The organism is Prevotella sp. kh1p2 (genome assembly GCF_900111525.1).
Taxonomy (GTDB): domain Bacteria; phylum Bacteroidota; class Bacteroidia; order Bacteroidales; family Bacteroidaceae; genus Prevotella.
In genome coordinates this window covers 77,350-95,204 of record NZ_FOHY01000013.1, presented here as the reverse complement: position 1 = coordinate 95,204, position 17,855 = coordinate 77,350, and the positions used below count along the sequence as shown (strand labels likewise).

At 54.7% G+C, this 17,855-nt stretch carries 12 protein-coding genes; all 12 read right to left on the bottom strand.

Annotated features, from left to right (window positions below; genetic code table 11):
- Positions 1 to 437: 437 nt before the first annotated feature.
- A complete protein-coding gene (locus tag BMW31_RS09055; RefSeq protein ID WP_091824397.1) occupies positions 438 to 3,059 on the bottom strand; it encodes a transglutaminase-like domain-containing protein in 2,622 nt (873 codons plus the stop codon).
- Positions 3,060 to 3,178: 119 nt separating this feature from the next.
- The gene (rpiB, locus tag BMW31_RS09050; protein ID WP_091824394.1) at positions 3,179 to 3,628 is read right to left on the bottom strand and encodes a ribose 5-phosphate isomerase B; all 450 of its coding nucleotides are present in this window, start codon (positions 3,626 to 3,628) and stop codon (positions 3,179 to 3,181) included.
- An 80-nt stretch (positions 3,629 to 3,708) separates the two neighbouring features.
- The gene (locus BMW31_RS09045; protein ID WP_091824391.1) at positions 3,709 to 5,727 is read right to left on the bottom strand and encodes a transketolase family protein; all 2,019 of its coding nucleotides are present in this window, start codon (positions 5,725 to 5,727) and stop codon (positions 3,709 to 3,711) included.
- Positions 5,728 to 5,762: 35 nt separating this feature from the next.
- Positions 5,763 to 7,319 (bottom strand): alpha-N-arabinofuranosidase, encoded by a 1,557-nt coding sequence (locus tag BMW31_RS09040; protein ID WP_091824388.1) that lies wholly within the window; start codon positions 7,317 to 7,319, stop codon positions 5,763 to 5,765.
- Positions 7,316 to 8,467 carry an aldose epimerase family protein gene (locus BMW31_RS09035; protein WP_091824385.1) on the bottom strand — a complete coding sequence of 384 codons (1,152 nt, stop codon included), beginning with the start codon at positions 8,465 to 8,467 and terminating at the stop codon, positions 7,316 to 7,318. The genes BMW31_RS09040 and BMW31_RS09035 overlap by 4 nt, the downstream gene beginning before the upstream one ends.
- A gap of 496 nt (positions 8,468 to 8,963) precedes the next feature.
- Positions 8,964 to 10,124: a galactokinase gene (gene galK / locus BMW31_RS09030; protein ID WP_091824382.1), complete on the bottom strand. Its 1,161-nt coding sequence runs from the start codon at positions 10,122 to 10,124 to the stop codon at positions 8,964 to 8,966.
- A 25-nt stretch (positions 10,125 to 10,149) separates the two neighbouring features.
- On the bottom strand, positions 10,150 to 11,469 hold the full coding sequence (locus BMW31_RS09025; protein ID WP_091824377.1) for an MFS transporter: 1,320 nt from the start codon (positions 11,467 to 11,469) through the stop codon (positions 10,150 to 10,152).
- A gap of 25 nt (positions 11,470 to 11,494) precedes the next feature.
- Positions 11,495 to 12,586, bottom strand: a complete 1,092-nt coding sequence (locus tag BMW31_RS09020; RefSeq protein WP_091824374.1) for an aldose epimerase family protein — start codon at positions 12,584 to 12,586, stop codon at positions 11,495 to 11,497.
- Positions 12,587 to 12,691: 105 nt separating this feature from the next.
- Positions 12,692 to 13,978 (bottom strand): bifunctional folylpolyglutamate synthase/dihydrofolate synthase, encoded by a 1,287-nt coding sequence (locus BMW31_RS09015; protein WP_091824371.1) that lies wholly within the window; start codon positions 13,976 to 13,978, stop codon positions 12,692 to 12,694.
- Positions 13,979 to 14,204: 226 nt separating this feature from the next.
- Positions 14,205 to 15,374: a molecular chaperone DnaJ gene (gene dnaJ, locus BMW31_RS09010; RefSeq protein WP_091824367.1), complete on the bottom strand. Its 1,170-nt coding sequence runs from the start codon at positions 15,372 to 15,374 to the stop codon at positions 14,205 to 14,207.
- A 66-nt stretch (positions 15,375 to 15,440) separates the two neighbouring features.
- Entirely contained in the window at positions 15,441 to 16,076 is a 636-nt protein-coding gene (locus BMW31_RS09005) for a nucleotide exchange factor GrpE (protein ID WP_091824468.1), read from the bottom strand.
- Positions 16,077 to 16,211: 135 nt separating this feature from the next.
- Positions 16,212 to 17,834 carry an ABC-F family ATP-binding cassette domain-containing protein gene (locus BMW31_RS09000; RefSeq protein ID WP_091824363.1) on the bottom strand — a complete coding sequence of 541 codons (1,623 nt, stop codon included), beginning with the start codon at positions 17,832 to 17,834 and terminating at the stop codon, positions 16,212 to 16,214.
- Positions 17,835 to 17,855: the final 21 nt, after the last annotated feature.

Here is a 17,855-nt window from a genome sequence, read left to right as displayed (position 1 = left end):
TTGACACCCTGATTGTAGAATCAGTACAACTTAAAAAATGAAAAGCTTTATGTTTGTTAAACCAATATAAGTTCTTGCTTGTTGGATTTCCTGCTTTTATCGGCATGTTAAGTATATGCCCGACTCTCTAAACTAAGTGCAAAGGTATTAAAAAGTTTGCATTCTGCAAAGCATTTCAGGCTCTAATCCTACACTCCGACCATGCTTTTTTTCATCATTACACTGCTCCGAGGGGCCGGGAGGGCGCCATCCGGCACATAGCTGCATAATTACCGTATGTTTACCACATATTGGTAATGTCTTTACCACTATCTGGTAATGCCTTTACCACTATCTGGTAATGCCTTTACCACTATCTGGTAATGCAATTACCGCATACTGGTAAAGGTGTTACCAGCATGCGGTAAAAAGTTGGTAATTATGTTCCGGAGGCTGAATCAGAGCTTGTCGGCTACCTTCTTTATCTGTTCTCCCAGGCCGATGGTGTAGCCCTGCGAGGAGAAGACGATGCGGTTAAAGGTGTCGGCAATGATGAACACGGGCAGCAAGCGGTCGTTCCTGAGCTTCATGGCCGTAACGATTTCCCGCTTGATGGCGCCGTCGCGGTCTATGCCGAAGATGGTGTTCCGGGGCAACTGGCCGAATTCATCGGCCTTGAACTTGCGGGCCTCGGCCTCACTCTCAAACAGGAGAACGAACGGGCGGCCCCATTTGTCGAGCTCGGTCTTCATCTTCGCAATGTCGCGCAGGGCGTGGTTGGTAGGCTCCTGGCCCACGCCGAGGATGCCGACGACGAAGTAGCCGCGGCCTGTCTGCGAGAGGATGCTCACCTCGCGGCCCTCCTTGAGGAACTTGTCCTCGCTGTTGAAGCTGCCGATGACGCTCACCTCGGTTGCAGAAGTGCGCATGGTGAGGTCTACGTCGGTAGTCTGGCCGGCCCTGATGTTGAACGTGCGGTGGGTTGCCAGCACGGTGCCGTTGGCCAGGCGGGTGCCGGTAACGAGCAGATAGGTGCCCTCGTCGAGGGTTACTCCTTTGCGGAAGGCCTGCAGGCTTTGTCCGCCGCCCATGTCGACTTCGCCCTCATCGAAGTTCAGCAACGTGGCGCTGCCGTTCTCTATCTTGCTGATGCTGAAGTGGCTGTAGTACTTCGGGGCGTCGAGTTGGGGCGTGGACGTGTACTTCAGCACGAGGGTGCCGGTTGGAGTTGGCTTCTGCTCGGTGGCGTCGAAGTTCACGTCAATCCATTGACCATTGTGTTTGTACTGCACCTTCGACGTTACCACGTCCTTGCGGGCTTCGATGTTGAGGCTCCGGGCCAGGTCAACAAAGAAGATGTCGCGGCTGCGCGTGTCGGTGATGCAGGTTTTCATCACGGCAACCGGCGTCTGTGCGATGCGCAGGGAGCCCTTGTCGGGGTTGATGCGGATGTTTTGTTTCACCCATTTTACAAGTTTGGAAGGATCGTTCTGGCACTCTTTGATGAACGATTTTATGAAGGCATGCTTCTCAAAATATCGCTTGAAGGGGGCTATTATCATTTCATCTTCCACGCGTGGCGAGAGCTGGTTGCTGGTGGCAAGGTAGCTGTCGTCGAGTATGGGCATGGGCATGTCGCGCAGGTCTTTGGTACTGATGCTCTGCAACAGACTGATGGCGCGGGCCTCGTTGTCCTTGTGTTTCTCGAGGAAAGCCAGTATCGTGCGCCAGTTTCCGCGTGAGAGCGTGAGCAACCGCACCTTCTCTTCTGAGAGTCCGGGGTAGTTTGAAGCCTTGAAGAAGGTGGCCTCGTAGGCTTTGCGTATGGAGTCTTCCTGTGCAAAGCGCTGTTTGTTGCGGTTGGCCTGCTCGTCCGTCACTTCCGGCATTACGGCATGTTCGGCCGGGGGCACAATGTCAAGCTGTTCGGCGTCGAACACCTGTTGGGCTTTATCCGTCTTTTCGTCGTGGTTAAGGGTAATGGTAACGAGCTTGTCGCGGCCGAACGAGGCCTTGGCAAAGCCGTAGCGGCCGTTCTTGGAGGCCCAAACCAGCATGTCGCCCTTGCCTGCGGTGAGGAAGGTTTGGCCCTTGTCGTCGGTGTACTTGTTCACAGCGGTGTAGAATTCGGCGTAGTTGTAAATCTTAAACTCTACGCGGGCGCGGTCTGCGGGGGTGCCGTCGGGCATCACGACGCGGAAGTCGACGCGGGCCGTAGCTGCGTAGTTGTCGATGAGGTTGATTTCGGTGTAGTTGGAAGTGCGCAGCATCACCTCCTCCGGACCTTGGTAGTTGCCGAACGCCCGGGTGTGCATCAGCATGGCACGTGATGCCGGCGCGTTGAACCAACCAAGGTTGAGCACGGCTTCGGGCTCACAAGCACCGAGGAAGTACCAGGTTCCGTCGGCCCATGCCTCTACCCAGGCGTGGTTGTCGTCGGTATGAGCCCAGCGCGGAGTGTACACCTGCCGGGCCGGAATACCTACCGAGCGGAGGGCTGCTACGGTAAAGGTGCTCTCTTCTCCGCACCGTCCGAGGGCGTTGCGCATGCAGGCCAAGGGCGAAAGGGTGCGGGCATCGGAGGGTGTGTAGGTAACATGTTCGTGGCACCAGTGGTTCACTTCGAGGATTGCATCCTTCATGCTGAGGCCGCGCACGCGCTCTTTCAGCTCGCGGTAGAACACCATGCGGGCGGAGTCCAGGTTCTCATTGTTCACGCGCAGCGGAAGTACGAAGTGGCGGAAGAGCAGTTCGGGCACCTTTGCTCCCCACGGCATCTCCGCTTGGGTCTTGAAAGTCTGGCGCACGTTCTGCAGGTAGAACTCGACAGAATAGTCGGTGCCATCGGCCGTGGGCATGTAGGCATAGAGGAACTTGAGCGCTTCAATTTCCCTGGGTGTGGCCTTGAGCTTGCGGAAAGGGTCGATGATGTACATCCGCAATGGCTGAATGAGCGGCAGTTTGGCCCTGAACGCCTGCTCTACAGTATCGCGGAACTGCGCGTCGGTGATAAAATGCTGCTGGGCGTTGCTTAGCTGAAACGACAGCGAAAGCAGGAGGGTGAGGAATAGTTTGTTCATGTTTGGTTTGTTACATTCAGTAAACCACGAATTTCCACGGGTCAGTCGGCAGCAATATATATAATGAGAAAGCTGCCGGTACCTGCGAAAATTCGTGGCATGATATGACTCTAAAGATTTCAGGCTTTGGCTTCTGCGGGTATTTTCTTTACCCGGCGCTCGTGGCGCCCGCCCTCAAAGGTGGCTTTGAAGAATGCGTCCAGAATGCCTTCTGCTGTCTTGTTGTCAATGAAACGGGCTGGCAGACAGATTACGTTGGCATCGTTGTGCTGGCGTATAAGCCCGGCTATGTCCTTGTTCCAGGCCAGTCCGGCGCGCACGCCCTGATGCTTGTTCAGCGTGATGCACATGCCTTCGCCGCTTCCGCAGATGGCAATGCCGGGATAAACTTCACCGCTTTCGATGCTTGCTGCAAGCGGATGGGCGAAGTCGGGATAATCACAACTCATGTCACTATAGGTTCCGAAGTCCTTGAACGGATAACCTTTCTTCTCAAGGTAATCTACAACAAACTGCTTCAATGGATAACCTGCGTGGTCGCAAGCTATTCCTACTGTCTTGATTTCCATAGGCTTTAACAATTTAAAGATTAGGGTCTGCGGGCTTTCTCACTGTGGGGGAGAAACCCGTCGGCGGCCAATATGTTTACTTATTCATTCAGATACGATTTTACTTGGCGGTAAACGTTCTCGGCGGTGAAGCCTAACTTCTCGTCGAGCACTGTGTACGGAGCTGAAAATCCGAAGGTCTCGAGGCCATAGACACGGCCCTCGGCGCCCACAAGTCCCTGCAAGGTGACGGGCAGCCCGGCCGTAAGGCCGAATATCTTAGCCCCCTTGGGGAGGACGGTTTGCTGATAGTCGTGGGGCTGACAGCGGAAAAGACCCTCGGAAGGAACGCTCACGATGCGCGTTCGGATGCCGTCGTTGCGGAGCAGGGCAGCACCGGACTCGAGCGTGGAGACTTCGGAACCCGACGCCAGCAGGATGACATCGAAGTCGTTATCAGAGCCTTTTACGACGTAGGCGCCCTTGCGCACCTGCCCATAGTCATTGCCCGCAGGCAGGTTCTCGACACCCTGGCGCGAGAAGATGAGTGCTGTCGGGGTTGCCGTATTTTCCATCGCCATGGCCCAGCAGACAGTTGTCTCCTCGGCATCGGCCGGCCGGAAGACGCGCACACTGTCCTTGCCGTGGTGGTTCTTCAGCTTTTCCATCAGGCGTATCTGGGCTTCCTGCTCTACCGGTTCGTGGGTTGGGCCGTCTTCGCCCACGCGGAAGGCGTCGTGCGACCAGATGAATTTGACGGGAACTTCCATCAGGGCAGCGAGCCGGATGGCCGGTTTCATATAATCGGAGAACACGAAGAACGTGCCCATAGCGGTGATTACGCCGCCGTGGAGCATCATGCCGATGCACATGCAGGCCATGGTCAGCTCGCTTACTCCGGCCTGGAAGAAGGCGCCGCTGAAGTCATTCCTGGTGATGTTGTGTGTCATCTTGAGGAAGCCATCGGTCTTGTCGGAGTTGGAAAGGTCGGCAGAAGCGCAAATCATGTTGGGCACCTGCTCGGCCAAAGCCGACAGGCAGGCAGCGCTGGCGGCACGAGTAGCCACGCCGGCTTTCTGCTGCACCTTGGTCCAGTCTATCTTCGGCGCCCGTCCGGAGAACCATTTTTCCATCTCGCGGGCCTTCTCCGGGTGTTCCAGTTTCCACTTTTCTTCCTCTTCTCTGCGGGCTGCAACAATCTTCTTCAGCTCCTCCCTGCGGTTGGCATAGAGCTTTTCAACCTCTGGAAACACCACAAACGGATTGTCGGGATTGCCTCCCAGATTGGTAATGGTATTGCGGTAGGCCTCGCCACCCAGCGGTGCGCCGTGGGTCTTGATGCTGTGTTCGTAGCTTGAGCCATCTTCTTTCAAGGCTCCCTTGCCCATCACGGTCTTGCCGATGATGAGTGTCGGCCGGCTGCTTTCATGCTGCGCATCGTCCAAAGCCTGGCGGATGGCGTCGGCATCGTTGCCGTCGATGGTCATTACATTCCAGCCCCAGGCCTTGTATTTGGCTGCAGTATCTTCCTTCATCACCGCTCCTACCTCGGTAGAAAGCTGGATGTCGTTGGCATCGTAGAACATGATGAGGTTGTTGAGGCCCAAAAGTCCGGCCAGCCGACCGGTGCCTTGGGAGATTTCCTCCTGCACTCCACCGTCTGAAATGTACGCATAAATCTTGTGTTGCATCATGGTTGAGCCCAGCCGAGCTTGCAGAAACTTCTCTGCAACGGCAGCTCCGGCAGCAAAGGAATGGCCTTGTCCGAGTGGTCCTGATGTGTTCTCGATGCCCCGCTTGACGTCACGCTCCGGATGACCCGGGGTAGGTGAGCCCCACTGACGGAACTGCCGGAGCTCGTCGAGGGTGAACTTGCCCTGCAGACAGAGTGCAGCATAAAGCATGGGTGACATGTGACCAGGGTCCAGGAAGAAGCGGTCGCGCCCTGTCCATTCAGGGTCAGCGGGGTCGTAAACGAGGTATTCAGAGAAAAGTACGTTGATGAAATCAGCTCCGCCCATAGCTCCGCCCGGATGTCCCGACTTGGCTTTCTCTACCATAGAGGCCGCCAGGATGCGGATATTGTCGGCAGCAAGGTTCATCAATTTCTTATCGTTCATTGTTATAACTGATTTTAAGTGATAATGCAAATGTACTATTTTATATCCAAAACAACGATAGATTTGGCTGGGATTTTCACTCTGACGGTGTTTTTCTGGGTCTTCGCGTTCCTGATATTCCTGAATTCAGCCGGCTTGACGGTCTCTGGATGGCTGAAATCGTTGAAGTCATTGATGCGCGGAGCTGTCAGAATCCTGCCCGACAACTGCTTGGGAGCGATGCTGCCCAGGCGGAGTTCCGTTTCCACATCTTTGCTTAGCGAGGTGTTAACGAGTGCAAGCACGTAGCCGCCCTGCTGCTTGCGGGCCATGGAAGCGCTGATTTGGGGTATCTGGCGGTTATCGGTATCGTGCAGCATGGTGCATTGCGTCTGTACCGGAATGTTGATTGCATCCTGAAACTCCTTGTACATTTCGAACACGTAGTAGTTGGGCGTGAGCACCATGTGCCCCGTTCCTTTGGTGTCGGTGAGTATCATAGACTGCAGAACGTTGACCAGCTGGGCGATGTTTGCCATGCGAACGCGGTCGGTGTGCTTATGAAACGTGTTGAGGGTCATGGCAGCCACGATGGCATCTCGCAGCGAGTTCTGCTGGTACAGGTGGCCGGGAACGCTGCCGGGTTCCTCATCCCACCACGTTCCCCATTCGTCTACCATCAGTGCTATCTTCTTTTGCGGGTCGAACTTGTCCATTACGGCCTCGTGCTTGCTGATGAGTGTGTCCATGTAAACGCAGGAGCCGAGCGTCTGATAGTATTCCGCGTCGCTGAAGCGGGTGGCCGAACCCTTGTGGTTCCAGTCCCTTACATAATAATAATGTAGCGAGATGCCCTGCATGCCGTTGCCTATGCGGTCCATGAGAACCTGCGTCCAGTGAACGTCGCCGGCATTGGCACCGCTGGCAATCTTGAAGAGCGTGTTGTTAGAATAGTCGCGCAGGTAGGTGGTGTAGCGGCGATAGAGGTCGCTGTAGTATTCGGGCCGCATGTTTCCGCCGCAGCCCCAGGCCTCGTTACCGATACCGAAGTACTTCACGCGCCAGGCCTTTTCGCGTCCGTTTTGCCTGCGGAGCTTGGCCATAGGCGTATCACCGTCAGACGTCATGTACTCTATCCACTGCGCCATCTCCTTCACCGTGCCGCTTCCCACGTTGCCCGTAACGTATGGCTCGCAGCCCAGCATCTCGCAAAGGTTCAGGAACTCGTGCGTTCCAAATGAGTTGTCCTCAATCGTTCCGCCCCAGTTGTTGTTGCGAAGTGACGGCCGCTGGTTCTTGGGGCCTATGCCGTCCGTCCAGTGATAGTCGTCGGCAAAACAGCCGCCCGGCCAGCGCAGCACCGGAACATGCAGCCTCTTGAGCGCCTCGAAAACGTCTTTGCGGTAGCCGTTAATGTTGGGTATGCCTGACTCCGGACCTACCCACAGTCCGCCGTAGATACAGGTGCCCAGGTGTTCGGCGAACTGTCCGTAGATTTCTTTGTCTATTTTATGCTTTCCCTGTTCGGGATAAACTGAAATAATCGCATCCTGGGCAAAGCTACCCAGGCATGCGATTAATGCCAATGTGGTTGATATGATTTTCTTTCTCATTTCACACTGAATTTGTAAGCCACGTGACTGTAGTACTTTTCTCCCGGCTTCAGATAGGGCGAAGGCCAGTTCTTCTTGTTCGGGGAGTCAGGATATTTCTGGCTCTCGAGGCACACCGAGGCCTGCCGAGGATAGGCGATGCCTTTCTTTCCCTTGACTCCGGAACCCAGGAAGTTGCCGGTGTAGACCTGTACACCCGGCTCGTTGGTGAACATCTCCAGCAGGATGCCGGTGCCGGGGGAGTAGAGGCTGGCTGCCACCGTAGTGTCATCGCCCTTGCCGTCCTTGTAAGTATTGAGCACCCAGTTATGGTCGTAGCCCGTTGCATTCTTGATTTGTTGGAATGTAGTGTCGTTAATGGTCTCGTTGAGGGCATGAGCCTTGCGGAAGTCCATCGGCGTGTTCTGCACCGGAAGTATCTCTCCGGTGGTCATGTAGGTGGCATCGGCCGGCGTAAACCTGTCGGCATTGATGTACAGCACCATGTCAGTGCCCGGCTTGGAGGGGTCTCCGTTGAGGTTGAAGTACGAGTGGTTGGTCATGTTGACAACGGTTTCCTTGTCCGTAGTGGCCTCAAAACGCATGTCGAGCGTGTTGTCGCTCTTCACCGTATAGGTTACATGGGCCGTTACATTGCCCGGGAAGTTGTTGTCGCCGTCGGGAGAAAGCAGGGTGAGTTGCAGGGTCGTGTCGTTCAGTTGCTTGCCGTCGTACACCTGGTACTGCCATCCGGAGGGGCCGCCGTGCAGACAGTGGCCGTAGTTGTTGGTCGGCAGCTGTATCAGTTTGCCGCCTACGGTAATCTGACCCTTATTGATGCGGTTGGCATAACGGCCGATGGCAGCGCCGAAGTCGCTCGGGCTGTTCACCGAGTCGGCATATTGCGCAATGTTGTCGTAGCCCAGCACCACGTCGGTAGGATGGTTGTTCTTGTCGGGAACCATAATAGAGACCACTCTGCCTCCGAAGTTCGTGATGCTTACTTCCATGCCCTTGCTGTTCTTAAGCGTGTAGAGCTGCACGGGCTTCTCGTTAATGGTGGTGTCGAAGGCGGCCGGGTCAAGCCCCGACTCTGTTAAGTTCTTGTTCTGGGTGCAGGCACTGAGCATCAACATGGCGAGGCCTGCAATAAGTGTTAAGTTCTTCATTACTGGTAAAATGTGTTTGGTTTGTGTATAAAAATCTGTTATCCGTAAGGGATGACAGGAAATCTTGGACCTGAAAAAAGACAGACGCTGCGTTACGAAGTGTATTTTTAGAGTTGGAAGACGGTTGACCCAACGGTGCCGAAAACCGTGGATGGAAAGTTTCGACACCTGTCGTACAATCGTGTGACACTTGTCGAACAATCGTGTGACACTTGTCGAAAGTTCCCGAAGCATAACTTCGGCACGTCAAAAGGCATGTTCGAGCACCCGGGCTTACTGCTTGCGTGTCTCGATGTTCAGGTAAATGAGTTCACCCGCTAAATGCAAGGATGCCGGTAGCGAAGTCTTCTTCCTGTCCGTAGGCATTCTTCACGCTGGGCGGAATATGCAATTCTGCGGTGGGCGGAAGCGTGTCCAAGGTGTCAGGAAGCTGACTCGGGTCTCGCGACAGGCGTCGGTGCGTTTAGCGGATGAGCCGTGTAGAGGGTGCTGCAGGTTAGCAGACCTTATGAGAACCGTCGCTGATGACTACCTCATAAACTGCCGGTGCGTGGCCGTATTTTTCGTTGTACCTGGCCTTTGCGTCTGCTATGAACTTGTCGTAGAGTTCTTCCTTGACCAGATTGATGGTGCATCCGCCGAAGCCTCCGCCCATGATGCGGCTGCCGGTAACGCCGTTGGCCTTGGCCAGTTCGTTCAGGTAGTCCAGCTCCTCGCACGATACTTCGTACTCCTTGCTAAGTCCTTCGTGGGTTTCGTACATCTTCTGGCCTACTGTCTCGTAGTCGCCTTTCTCCAAAGCGTCGCATACAGCCAGCACTCTGTCCTTCTCTCCGAGCACGAAGTGGGCACGTTTGTAATCCTCTTCTCCCACCTCCTGGCGGACTTCCTCGAGCTGTTCCCAGGTGCAGTCACGCAGAGTTTCGAACTTGTTCTCGGGGTGCTTGGCGGCAATGTGCTTCACTATGTTCTCGCAACTGTTGCGGCGGTCGTTGTAGGGCGAGCCCTTCAGTTCGTGCTTTACTTTGGAGTCGAGCAGCACCAGCTTGTAACCCTGCGGGTCGAAGGGGTAGTATTCGAACTCGCGGCTGCGGCAGTCGAGGCGCATCAGCTTGCCTTGCTGCCCGAAGACGGAGGCAAACTGGTCCATGATACCGCAGTTTACGCCTACGTACTTGTGCTCGGTGGCCTGGCCGGCGAGGGCGAGATCCCACTTGGAAACCTTGTTGTCGCCAAACAGGTCGTTAAGGGCAAAGGCGAAGCAGCTCTCCAGCGCGGCCGATGAACTCATGCCGGCTCCCAATGGCACGTCGCCATAGAAGGCGGTGTTGAACCCTTTGACGTCAACGCCGAGGGCGCGCATCTCCTGCACAATACCGTATATATAACGGGCCCATGTGGCGCGCGGGCCGTCGGGGTCGTCGACTTTGAACTCCACTCTGTCTTTCAGGTCGATGGAGTAGCACATCACCGTGTTGGTTCCGTTAGGCCGGAGCTCGGCCATGATGCCCTTGTCAACGGCGCCGGGGAAAACAAATCCGCCGTTGTAGTCGGTGTGTTCGCCGATGAGGTTGATGCGTCCCGGCGACATGTAGATGTTGCCGGTCTTGCCGTCAAAATGCTTGATGAAGCGGCTTCTTACTTTTTCAATATCCATGGTTTTTATGATTTTAGGTGTGAAATCAGTCAATCTTGATGTCCTTATTCACGTTCTTGCTGCCTGCAACGGCGTAGAAGAACATGTAGGCAAGAGCTATCAGAGGCACAATGTAGGAGGCCATGTAGCTTACGTAGTCAGCAATGGAGCTCTGGATAAGCGGCAGTACGCCACCGCCTACAACCATCATCATGAAGATACCGGATGCTGCAGCAGTGTATTTGCCCAGACCCTCGGTGGCAAGATTGAAGGTGGAGGTCCACATTACCGATGTGCACAGACCGCAGAGAACCAGCAGCAGGGCAGCGATAGGCACGACAACGGTGTCGAAGGAGGTGCCGTTAAACACCGGCATGGATACGGTTGTTGCCTTGCCCAATATCATGGCGAGGATGATGAGCACCATACCGCCGAAGGTGGCAATGGTCATCAGCGTCTTGCTCGAAACCTTGTTGGCAATAAATGAGGAGCAGAAACGGCCTACCAGCATCAGGAACCAGTAGGTTGCAGCTACCGAGCCGGCTATTGCCATGGCGTTACCGGTAAGGCCGGCACCCTTGTCGGTCTGGTCAGAAAGGTAGTAAATCAGCGTTCCGGGTATGCCCACTTCAACGCCAACATAAACGAAGATGGCAATCACACCCAGCATAAAGTGGCGGAAAGCCCATGGGCTGCGCTCGAAAACGGTGTCGGCAGTAACCTTGCCTCTCTCGGGGTCGGAGATTGGAATGAAGCCGAGGATGATGAAGGTGAGTGCAAACACGGCCATGGCGATGTAGAGCACCATGTTAACATCTACCATTTGGGTTGATGCGGTCACGGTACCGATGAGCGCGCCGACAAAGAGCGGGGTGATGGTTCCGGTCAGTGAGTTCAGTGTTCCGCCAATCATGTTGAGCTGGTTGCCTCTGTTACCGCCGCCGCCAAGCAGGTTCAGCATGGGGTTTACAACGGTGTTGAGGATGCAGACGCACAATCCGGAGATGAAAGCGCCCAGCAGATAGACTACGAAACCGGCTAACTTGGATGTCTCGGGGTCGAAGAAGCCGGAGCAGAACTGTGTAAACACGCCGATGAAACCAATGGCGATGCCAATCATGGCAGTCTTCTTGTAGCCTACCTTGGTAAGAAGTTTACCGGCGGGAATGCCCATGAAGAGGTAAGCCAGGAAGTTCATGCCGTTGCCCAGCATGCCTACCGTGTTGGCGCTTGCACCGCCAAACTGGCTTTTCCAAATCACTCCGATAGGTGCGGCGAGGTTAGTTACGAACGAAATCATGGCATAAAGGAACATCATAGTTATGATGGCGATTATGCTCGCATTCTGTTTAGTTTGATTTTCCATTTCAGTTATTATTTTTATTTGTACTTTATTGTTCTACTCCAAATTGATAGATAGTTTTCTGCTTGTATTGTTCGCCGGCCTTGAGTACCACCGAGGGGAAGTACGGATGGTTGGGACTGTCCGGGAAGTGCTGTGCCTCGAAGCAGATGGCACTGCGGCGCGGGAAGGTTGCCCCGTGCTGGCCTTTGTAGCCGTCGGCCCAGTTGTCGGTATAGACCTGTACGCCCGGTTCGGTCGTGAACACTTCCATGGTGCGTCCGCTCACGGGTTCGGTTATCTTGGCGGCAAAGCTCAGCTCGCCTTCTTCCTTCTTGTTGAGCACGAAACAGTGGTCGTAGCCGGCTCCGTTCTTAATTTGTTCATCGTCGGCATTGATATCCTGGCCCACTGTTTTGGGTGAGCGGAAGTCGAAGGGTGTACCTTCTACCTTCCTGATTTCGCCCGTGGGGATGCTTGTCTCGTCAATGGGAATGTAGAAATCGGCATTGATTTGGCAAATCAAGTTGTCGATGGTGGGGGTGGGGTCGGCTATGCCAGCCAGTGAGAAAAAGCCGTGGCTTGTAAGGTTGATGATAGTTTTCTTGTTGGTGGTTGCCATGTAGTCGATAACCAGTTCGTTGTCATCGTTGAAAGTGTAGACAACCGTCACTTTCATTTCGCCGGAGTAGCCTTCTTCTCCGTATGGACTCACGTACTTCAGAACCAGCGACTGGGCGTCCATTTGCAGTGCATCCCAAACCTTGGCGTTGAAGCCTTTGAGGCCTCCATGCAAGCTGTTTGGGCCGTTGTTGACAGGTAACCGGTACTCCTTGCCGTGCAGCTGGAAGCGTCCTTTGCAGATGCGGTTGCCATACCGGCCAATGAGAGTGGAGAGATAGGGCTCCGGACTGTTTATTACATCTTGGATATTGTCGTGTCCCTGGATAACGTTTGCGTAGTTGCCGTTCCTGTCAGGCACCATGATGGCTACTATGGCGCCTCCGTAATTGGTAATGGCAACCTCGTTGCCTTTACTGTTTGTGAGAAAAAACAAGTCTGTATTCTTGCCGTCTACTGTGGTCTGAAAGTCCTCTTTCTTCAAACCACAGATGTTTTCAGTTTCAGTTGTGTTCATCAGATAATAAGTCTTTAGTTATTTTATATTGATGCAAAGTAACTGAAAAAAAACGAAAGGGGCAAACGAATGATTTAAAAAACAGGCGGACTGTTATGTTAAAAACTATTAAACCGAAGCCAGCAGGTCGGCAACTACATAACTGGAGCCACCCACGAAGATGAAATCATCCTTGCCGGCATCGCCGAGCGCGGCCCGATAAGCCTCCCGGACAGTGTGGAAAATGCCGCCCGAGAGCTGGTGGCTGCGGCCCAATTCGGCCACCCGCTCTACGGGGAAGGCCCGCTTGGAGGATGCCTGCGTCCAATAATATACGGCCCGGCGTGGCAGCATCTGCATCACCGCGTCAATGTCTTTGTCGTCAACCATGCCGAAAACAATCCTGAGCTGCCGGCATTCCTGTGCCCGTAGCTGCGGTGCCAGATACTGCCATCCGCCTGCGTTATGGCCGGTGTCGCACACCACTGTGGGGTTCGACTGCAACTGCTGCCAGCGTCCTTGCAGTCCGGTGAGCTCCGTCACCCGGGCAAAACCTTCGTTTATGCTGCTCTCGTGCTTGATGATGCCGGCCTCCATGAGCCGCTTCACGGCGCAGAGAACCGTGTTGGCGTTCTTCTCCTGATAGCTTCCGCCGAGCTCGCCAGCCAGCTTGCCGAAGCTGCGCGTGCTGTACACGAGGCCTTGGTGGCCGTCGGTTGCCTGCGTTCCGATAACTTCCGCCTCGTCCTTGGCAAAGTACACGGGAGCCTGCAGGGCAGCAGCCTTCTGCTCGAATACCGGCCTCGTCTCGGCTACAGTTTCTCCGATAACCACTGGAGTGTGGCTTTTGATGATGCCGGCCTTCTCGCCGGCAATCTTTGCCAGCGTGTTGCCCAAGAACTGGGTGTGGTCAAAGGAGATGTTGGTGATGACGGAGAGGATGGGGGAGATGATGTTGGTGCAGTCGAGACGGCCGCCCAGACCGACTTCGATGACGGCAATGTCTACCTCTTGTTCAGCGAAGTAGTTGAATGCCATGGCCGTGGTGAGCTCGAAGAACGAGGGATGCAGGGGCTCGAAGAAATGGCGTTCGCGCTCTACGAAGTCAACAACCTGTTTCTTGCTGATAACCTGTCCGTTAACCCTAATCCGCTCTCTGAAATCTACAAGGTGCGGAGAAGTGTAGAGACCCACCCTGTATCCCTCGCTCTGAAGGATGGAGGCCAGCGTATGGGAGCACGAACCTTTGCCGTTGGTGCCGGCTACGTGGATGGTCGGGTAGTGCGTGTGCGGATGATGGAAGTGTTCGTCCAGCGCCAGGGTGTTGTCAAGGCCCTCCTTGTAGGCCGTAGCCCCCACGTGCTCAAACATGGGTGTGCTGTTAAAAAGGTATTGTACTGTTTCCTGATAGGTCATGTCGGCAGGAGAATAAAGGTTGTTGCAATGAGGCGTGCAGCCAGCGGTGTAAGCCCTTGAGTATCTGATGGTTGTCTTTGTTTGTACGGCCCGGCTCCGGCAGAGCTGTCGTTCAGCGTTGTTGAAGCTATCGTTCAAGGCTCTTGAAGCTATGCTTCAACGGCCTTGAACGATAGCTCTGCCGCGCCTGCTCCAAAAAACGCGCACGGCCGGTGCCCGCTGGGGGCTATTCGCTGAAGTAGTTCTTGAATTTCTCGAAGATGCTTTTCTTGGTCGAGGAGTCGCCTCTGAAGTTCTCGCTTTCACGCAGTTCTTCGATGGCTTTGCGCTCTTCTTTGGTGAGTGTCTTGGGCACGAAGACGCTGATGTTTACCACCAGGTCGCCCTTGCCGCTACCGTAGCCCTGCACGGCAGGCAGACCCTTGCCGCGCAGGCGGAGCGTTCTGCCGGGCTGCGTGCCCGGGTCAATCTTTATCTTCACCTTGGTTTGCTCTATGGTAGGTATCTCCACCTCGCCTCCCAGGGCTGCGGTGGGGAAGTCGAGCAGCAGGCTGTAGATAACGTCCTGCCCGTCTCTGACGAACGTCTCGTCCTTTTCCTCCTCTATATATACCTGTATGTTGCCCGCTATACCGTTGTGCCGGCCGGCATTGCCCTTGCCCGGCACGTTTACGACCATGCCCTCGGCCACGCCTGCGGGTATCTTTATCTCGACAACCTCCTCGCCTTTAACGACGCCGGTGCCGCCACATTCGTGGCATTTATTCTTGATTACGGTGCCTTCGCCGTGGCAGGTAGGACATTCGCTCTGCGTTTGCATCATGCCGAACACGGTGCGCGAGGTGCGCGTAACTACGCCGCTGCCGTGGCAGGTGGGGCATGTCTCGGAACCGCTGCCGGCCTCGGCGCCGCTTCCGTGGCAGTGGGAGCAGGTTACATCCTTGTGAACCTTGAACTTCTTGGTAACGCCCGTGGCTACTTCCTGCAGCGAGAGGCTGACCTTGAGGCGCAGGTCGGAGCCGCGATACTGCGGGCGCGCCTGTCTTCCTCCGCCCCCGCCGAAGCCTCCGAAGCCGCTAAAGCCGCTGTGACCGCCAAAGATGTCGCCGAACATAGAGAAGATGTCGTCCATGTCCATGCCACCTGCACCGAAGCCGCCGAAGCCTCCTCCCTGCGGTCCATCAAACCCGAACTGGTCGTACTGCTGGCGTTTCTGCGGGTCGTGCAGAATGTCGTAGGCCTCTGCTGCTTCCTTGAATTTGTCTTCGGCTTCCTTGTTGCCCGGGTTGCGGTCGGGGTGATACTTGATTGCCAGTTTGCGGTATGCTCTCTTTATCTCGTCTTCTGAGGCGTCCTTGCTTACACCAAGGACCTCATAATAATCACGTTTAGCCATTCAAATTGTTCGTTATGTTTTGCTGTTCCTGTCTTTTGTCTGTAGCCGATGCGTGGCGCGGGCATCCTACTGGCCTACGGCAACCTTGGCGTGGCGTATGACCTTGTCGTTCATCGTGTAGCCGGTCTGCACGCAGTCTATTACTTTGCCCTTCTTGTTGTCGCCCATACCGGGCACCATGGCTATGGCTTCGTGGTAGTCGACGTTGAAGTCGGCATCCTCGGTCTCTATCTTCTTGACCCCGAGACCTTCCAGGGTAGTCTGGAACTTCTTGAAAATGAGCTCCCAGCCTTCCTCCAGTTTCTCCATCGAGTCGGCCTTGTCGGCATTGGCCATGGCACGTTCCATGTCATCCAATACGGGCAGAATGGCAGTAATTGTCTTCTCTCCGCCGTTGAGAATGAGTTCGGCTTTCTCCTTGAGCGTGCGTTTCTTGTAGTTCTCAAACTCGGCTACGGTCCTCAGATACTTGTCTTTGAGCTCTTCCAACTGTTTGTTGGCTTCTGCCAGAGGGTCGGCAGCAGGTGCTTCTTCGGCCTCTTTGGCTGTTTCCGCGGTGGTGTTGTCGGCCGTTTCGGGCTGTGTTTCAGCCTGTTCGTTATCGGCACTGGCTGCCTGTTCCGTCTGTTTCGTGTTCACTTCTTTCTCCGTAGCTCCTTCTTCTACGTTTATGTTTTGTTCCTTGTTCTCTTTATTGCTCATGATAATAAGTTTTATATTGTAGTCAGCAAAAACCTTGCCAAAAAAGCATCCACAGATTTTCATGCCGCCCGATGTTGGTTTCCGGAAGTGAAATCGGTGCCGGGAGATGGAAATCTGTGGATGCTGTAAGGGTTCTTATACGTTGTACATTCTGGCCTTCTGCTCCTTGATGCCCTCGTCGTAGATGTACTCGTCGTAGGGCATCAGCTTGTCTATGGCGCCCGATGGGGTGAGTTCGATGATGCGGTCGGCCACGGTCTGGATGAATTCATGGTCGTGCGAAGAGAAGAGAATGTTGCCCTTGAAAGCAATCAGGTTGTTGTTGAAGGCCTGAATACTTTCCAAATCAAGGTGGTTGGTGGGCGTGTCAAGAATGAGGCAGTTGGCGTTCTGCAGCTGCATGCGTGCTATCATGCAGCGCATCTTCTCGCCTCCGGAGAGCACGCTGACCTTCTTGAGTACCTCTTCTCCGGAGAAGAGCATGCGCCCCAGGTAGCCTTTCATGGCCACCTCGTTGCCTGCTCCGTACTGCGAAAGCCAGTCTACCAGGTTCAGGTTGCTGTCAAAGAAGGCGGTGTTGTCAAGCGGCAGGTAGGCCGTAGTGATGGTAACGCCCCACTTGTAGGTGCCTGCGGCGGCCTCGCGGTTGCCGTTGATGATTTCGAAAAGTGCCGTCATGGCCTTTGGGTTGTGAGAAAGGAACACCACCTTCTGGCCCTTTTCGATGTTGAAGTTTATGTTGTCGAACAGTACAGTGCCGTCAGCATCGGTTGCCTTGAGCCCTTCCACTTCCAGTATCTGATTGCCCGGGTCGCGGTCCATCTGGAAGATGATGCCCGGATACTTACGACTTGAGGGGCGTATTTCGTCCACATTCAGCTTCTCCAGCATCTTCTTGCGCGACGTGGTCTGCTTACTCTTTGCCACATTGGCAGAGAAGCGGCGGATAAACTCCTCCAACTGCTTGCGTTTCTCGTCGGCTTTCAGCTTCTGGTTCTGTGCCTGCCGCAGTGCCAGCTGCGAGCTCTCGTACCAGAAACTGTAGTTACCGGAAAAGACGGTAACCTTTCCGAAGTCGATGTCTATGGTCTGTGTGCTCACTGCATCGAGGAAGTGGCGGTCGTGGCTCACCACGAGTACCGTCTGGTGTTCATCTATCTCACTCAGATATTGCTCCAGCCATTCAACGGTGTCGAGGTCTAAGTCGTTGGTTGGTTCATCGAGGAGCAGGTTCTCGGGATGACCGAAGAGCGCCTTGGCAAGCATTACGCGAACCTTCTCGTTATTGGCCAGCGAGGCCATCTGCTTCTGATGCAGCTCTTCCTTGATGCCGAGGTTCTGCAAAAGTTGGGCTGCATTCGACTCTGCTTCCCATCCGTTCATCTCTGCAAACTTGAGTTCAAGGTCGGCGGCACGGTTCCCGTCCTCCTCTGTCATCTCTGCTTTGCCGTACAGGCGCTCGCGTTCCTTCATGTTTTCCCATAGAGGCTGGTGGCCCATAAGTACGGTATCCATGACTGAGAAGTCGTCGTATTTGAAGTGATCCTGCTCCAGCACGCTCAATCTTTCGCCCGGTCCAAGCTCTACTGTGCCTTTGTTGGGCTCCAAGTCGCCGCTGATGGCGCGCAGCAAGGTCGACTTTCCGGCTCCGTTAGCACCTATAACGCCATATATGTTGCCGCGGGTGAACTTGATGTTTACGTCTTTGTAAAGAACTCTCTTGCCAAACTGAATGGCGAGGTTGGTGAGTGTAATCATTCTGCTAAATACCTATTTTAT

Excerpts from the sequence above, each read along its gene's own strand:
- BMW31_RS09055 (WP_091824397.1), bottom strand. The coding sequence starts at position 3,059 with ATGAACAAACTATTCCTCACCCTCCTGCTTTCGCTGTCGTTTCAGCTA.
- BMW31_RS09025 (WP_091824377.1), bottom strand. The coding sequence starts at position 11,469 with ATGGAAAATCAAACTAAACAGAATGCGAGCATAATCGCCATCATAACT.
- BMW31_RS09005 (WP_091824468.1), bottom strand. The coding sequence starts at position 16,076 with ATGAGCAATAAAGAGAACAAGGAACAAAACATAAACGTAGAAGAAGGA.
- rpiB (WP_091824394.1), bottom strand. The coding sequence starts at position 3,628 with ATGGAAATCAAGACAGTAGGAATAGCTTGCGACCACGCAGGTTATCCA.
- BMW31_RS09045 (WP_091824391.1), bottom strand. The coding sequence starts at position 5,727 with ATGAACGATAAGAAATTGATGAACCTTGCTGCCGACAATATCCGCATC.
- BMW31_RS09035 (WP_091824385.1), bottom strand. The coding sequence starts at position 8,467 with ATGAAGAACTTAACACTTATTGCAGGCCTCGCCATGTTGATGCTCAGT.
- dnaJ (WP_091824367.1), bottom strand. The coding sequence starts at position 15,374 with ATGGCTAAACGTGATTATTATGAGGTCCTTGGTGTAAGCAAGGACGCC.
- BMW31_RS09040 (WP_091824388.1), bottom strand. The coding sequence starts at position 7,319 with ATGAGAAAGAAAATCATATCAACCACATTGGCATTAATCGCATGCCTG.
- BMW31_RS09015 (WP_091824371.1), bottom strand. The coding sequence starts at position 13,978 with ATGACCTATCAGGAAACAGTACAATACCTTTTTAACAGCACACCCATG.
- BMW31_RS09000 (WP_091824363.1), bottom strand. The coding sequence starts at position 17,834 with ATGATTACACTCACCAACCTCGCCATTCAGTTTGGCAAGAGAGTTCTT.
- galK (WP_091824382.1), bottom strand. The coding sequence starts at position 10,124 with ATGGATATTGAAAAAGTAAGAAGCCGCTTCATCAAGCATTTTGACGGC.